Annotated in this window: 1 protein-coding gene; it reads right to left on the bottom strand. The window is 60.9% G+C overall.

Annotated elements, in window-relative coordinates:
* Positions 1-213: 213 nt before the first annotated feature.
* On the bottom strand, positions 214-3,693 hold the full coding sequence (locus ABYO54_RS15090) for an autotransporter domain-containing protein (protein WP_372809065.1): 3,480 nt from the start codon (positions 3,691-3,693) through the stop codon (positions 214-216).
* Between the last annotated feature and the right edge of the window lie 56 nt (positions 3,694-3,749).

The raw sequence follows: 3,749 nt of genomic DNA, 5'->3' as shown, positions 1-3,749 counted from the left end.
GCATCGGCACGCCGATGCGAACAGCGGAATCCACGCCCGCACCTTTCGGCGAGCGTGGATTCTGGTTCTTGAAGCTAGTGCAGCGCATCACCTAGAACTTCGTATTTTCACGCCAGAGGGCACAGAGGCGCATATATATCCCCTCCGTGTCTCTGTGACCTCTAGCGAAGCGGGTGGTTGAAAATCATCCGAAAGTTTAAGGTTTCCCGTGTTCTAGAAGCTGTAGGTGATTTTTCCGCTGAAGACGTGCTCGCGGTAATCGGGGGCGAGAATTCCGTCGTAGTCGATCTCGAACTTGGAGTTTTGGTGCTTCCAGCTCCAGATATCGAAGCCGAGGCCGATGCGGAGGAGGTCTTCTTCGCGGGCGCGGACGCCGAACGATTCGAGGTTGCCGTAGAGGAAGACATCCATGTCGTCCTGCTCGGCGTTGAATTCATGCAGCCAGAAGGCGCGCACCTCGGGGATGAAGGCGACGCCCTGGTTGAGCCAGTCGATCTGATGCATGGTGGAGAGGCTGGCGCCCAGGGAAAGGAGGCCGGACCATGAATCGTAGGCTTTGTAGGTGGCCGATCCCGAGTCGCCATAGATGGGGCCTTCGCGAACAAACTCGTCCTGGCTGTAGTAGGTGCCGAGGAAGGAGGCCTGCGGAACCAGGGAAAGCGTTTCCTTGAGATCGAACCGCTTGCCGGCGGCGATGTAGCCGCTCACGATGTCCGCCCCGAACCCGGAAGAGGAATCCACCAAGCTGCCGGATATGGAACTGCTTTCGTCGATGTCGGAGTGGCCATAGGTGCCGGCGAGGTCGACGTAGACGGATTCCCACCCATAGGTGGCATAGGCCGTTCCATGCCAGGTGTCCACGTCGGCATCGTAGGCATCGGAATCGAGGTCGCTGCGCGCATAGCCGCCCGCCAAGCCCAGCAGCAGGTTGCCGAAGCTCTTATCGACCCCGATCACGGTGCCGTAGGTGCCCACGTCGTAGGCGGCAAAGGCCCCGGAAGCGTCGTGGTCGCCCATGGAGGCATACGCACGCACCCAGCCTTTGACGGTGCTTTCGTCCGGCGTAGCGTCGGGCCCGGCCGCGCCGGTGGGCCCCGCCTGCACGGGCTGGGACGAAGCGAAACCGTTCATGGAGCGGAACTCCGTATTGCGCGCCGCAACCTGCTCGGTGTTCATCATGTTGATTTCATAGGCCGATTCAACGGCGTCGGGCATTTGCGCAATGGAATAGCGAATGGCCTTGGCGCCGGAATCGGCGCCCAGCGAATTGACGGAATAGAACAAGGTATTGGTCAGCCCCACGATCGCGGCGTCGATGTTGGTAACCATGGAACCCAAATCCGTCAGCTCGTCCGCGACGGAATCGTAGCCGTATTCGGCGACCAAGCCGCCGTCGACGGAGATATCGCTCAATTTGGTGAGCCAGCCGAAGTCGGTTTCGACATACTGCGCGAGGTTGCTCGAAGCGGCCTGCACGCCACCCAAGGTCAGCTGGACGGAACCGTAGGGCGTCGCCGAGATCCCTTCGCCGTGGATGCAGGCGGAGGTGTCCGACAAAACGAGGTTGCCCGACGCGACATTCAAGACGCCGCCTTCGAGCGAGGCGACGCCGTTGTCGTTGTAGACGGTCGCATATTGCAAGTAGAGATCGGTGTCGGCCCCCATCTCGAAATCGGCGGAGGATTTAATGGTGCCGTATCCCGCGTCCATCACCGTTCCCTCCGAGAGCGTCGCGCCCAGGGCGAAGGTCAGCAGACAGTTGGCGTCCGCCAGTTCGAAGACCGAATCCTCTTCCGTAACCACGGTGGCGCCCTTGAAATTGTTGGTGCCCGAGGTGATGTAGACATCGGTGAAGAAGCGGCTTTGGTCGGAATCCGTCAGGTTGACGTTCACGATGCCGTCGCTCTGGATGAACGACCCGGAATAGTCCGCCGCGGAGGAGATCGACATATTGATGGTGCCGCTGCCGATGGAATAGATGTCGCCGTCGATGGTTCCGGCCTGGATCGATACGGTTTTGGCGGAAGTGGAGGAGTTGTTGATCAAGACGTTGCCGTTGATCAGCGTTTCGCCGCTGTTTTCGGTGATGGTGAGGTTGGCATTCTGGGCCACGACCCCCAGATTTCCGATTTCGTCATCGCCATTAACCGTACCGCCATCGCCGCCGCTGAAGGTGCCGCCGTTGATGGTGAGCGAGCTGTTGATCTGCCAGACGCCCGCGCCGCCGCAGGCGCTGGCGGAGGCACTGTCTTCGTAGACCTTGGCGGTCCCGCCATTGGCCCCCGTGAAGGTTCCGCCGTTGATCACCACGGCGGTATTGTAGGCGAGCAGACCGCTGCCGCCATTGGCGGTGGCGGTGCTGGACTCGCCCTGGGCCGAGGCCACCGAACCGGCGGACCCGGTGGTGGTGATGTTCGAGATCGTGGTCGTGCCGTTGTTGTAGAGCAAGAGTCCGGACGCACCGGACGCATTGGCCGAACCGGCGTAGGCCGTGGCGGTGAGCTCCTCCTGGGTTTCGGCGTCCCACTGCCCGACTTCCTCGACGGTCGCCGAATAGCTCTTGCCCGCCGTGAAGACGGCGTTGTTGATGGAGACCGTCCCGTTGCTCACCAGCACCGCGCCCTCGCCCCCGACGGTGTAGGCCGAACTGTAGTCGCCCGCGACCGTCGCCCAGCCGGCATCCCCGCCGATAAAGTTGCCGCTCTCGATGATCACCCCTTCCGAGGCATCGCCCAGATAGGCGCCGCGTCCGCCCCGCGCGGTGGCGGTGGCACTGTAGGTATCGAATTCGGTATAGTCGATGCCGCGGATCGAGCCGGATTCGTTCTGGCTGCCGTAGAAGTCGCCGCCGAGAATGGTGATGCCCATCGTTTGGGTTTCGCCGTCGTCCGTGTCGTTATCGCCGACGAACAAGCCGTCGCCGCCGTTGTAGGAGACCGAGCTGTAGTAGGTTCCACCGCCGGTTTTGGTGTAGACGGTCGTAAACGTGCCCCCCTGGAACCGGTCGTAATCCCAATCGGTCTCGTTGTCGATGTAGACATCGCCCGACATTTCGGCCAAATAGGCGCCGGAGGCGGCCGAGGAGGACGTGGTCTGGTCGCCCGCCACGAACGACGCGCCGTAGCAGGTGAACGCGTTGCCTTGCCGGGCCACGATCCCGCTATAGCCCTCCCCGCCATAATAGTTCCCCTCGTCGAAATACCACGACCCGACATACCGGGGGGCGTTCACTTGCGAGGTGTAGATCGTCACGGCGTTGTCGGCGGTGCGCTGCCCGCTGGCGCTGCGGTCGCAGGAATAACCGGTCACGCTGCTCTCTGCCGGGTCGTCCTCTCCATAGACATACGTGGTGTAGAGGTTGGTGTAGGCCCACTGGGTGGTCACTTCGTAGAGCCGCCCGGAAATTTCGTTATTGATCCAGATGCTGACGTCTTCGTTGAGTTCGCCGCGCTGGAACGAGGCTTCGCCGTCGGCGGTCGTCGAGTTTTCATTCCAGGTGCTATCCCTCAACCACACCCCGTAATATTTGGAACGGATGTCCTGACTGTACGACTGGGTATTATCCCGGTTCATGCGGTAATAGGTGTTCGCCTTCAGATTTACGGATGCGGACCCCGGCTTAGAGATCGAAATCTCCTGGGCCCCGGCATTCGCCACGACGGCCGCGACTATAAAAATAACTGACTTTTTCATCTTTTTTGGTTCCTGCTTGTTCCTGTGCAATGGTGTGGTGGTACACGCTTGGTTAT

The organism is Pontiella sp. (genome assembly GCF_041622395.1).
GTDB lineage: Bacteria > Verrucomicrobiota > Kiritimatiellia > Kiritimatiellales > Pontiellaceae > Pontiella.
The sequence above is the reverse complement of the archived record's forward strand: the minus strand, read 5'-3'. Positions and strand labels throughout refer to the sequence as shown.

What these genes read in the sequence shown, in the direction of transcription:
- ABYO54_RS15090 (WP_372809065.1), bottom strand. Translation starts at nt 3,693, where the DNA reads ATGAAAAAGTCAGTTATTTTTATAGTCGCGGCCGTCGTGGCGAATGCC.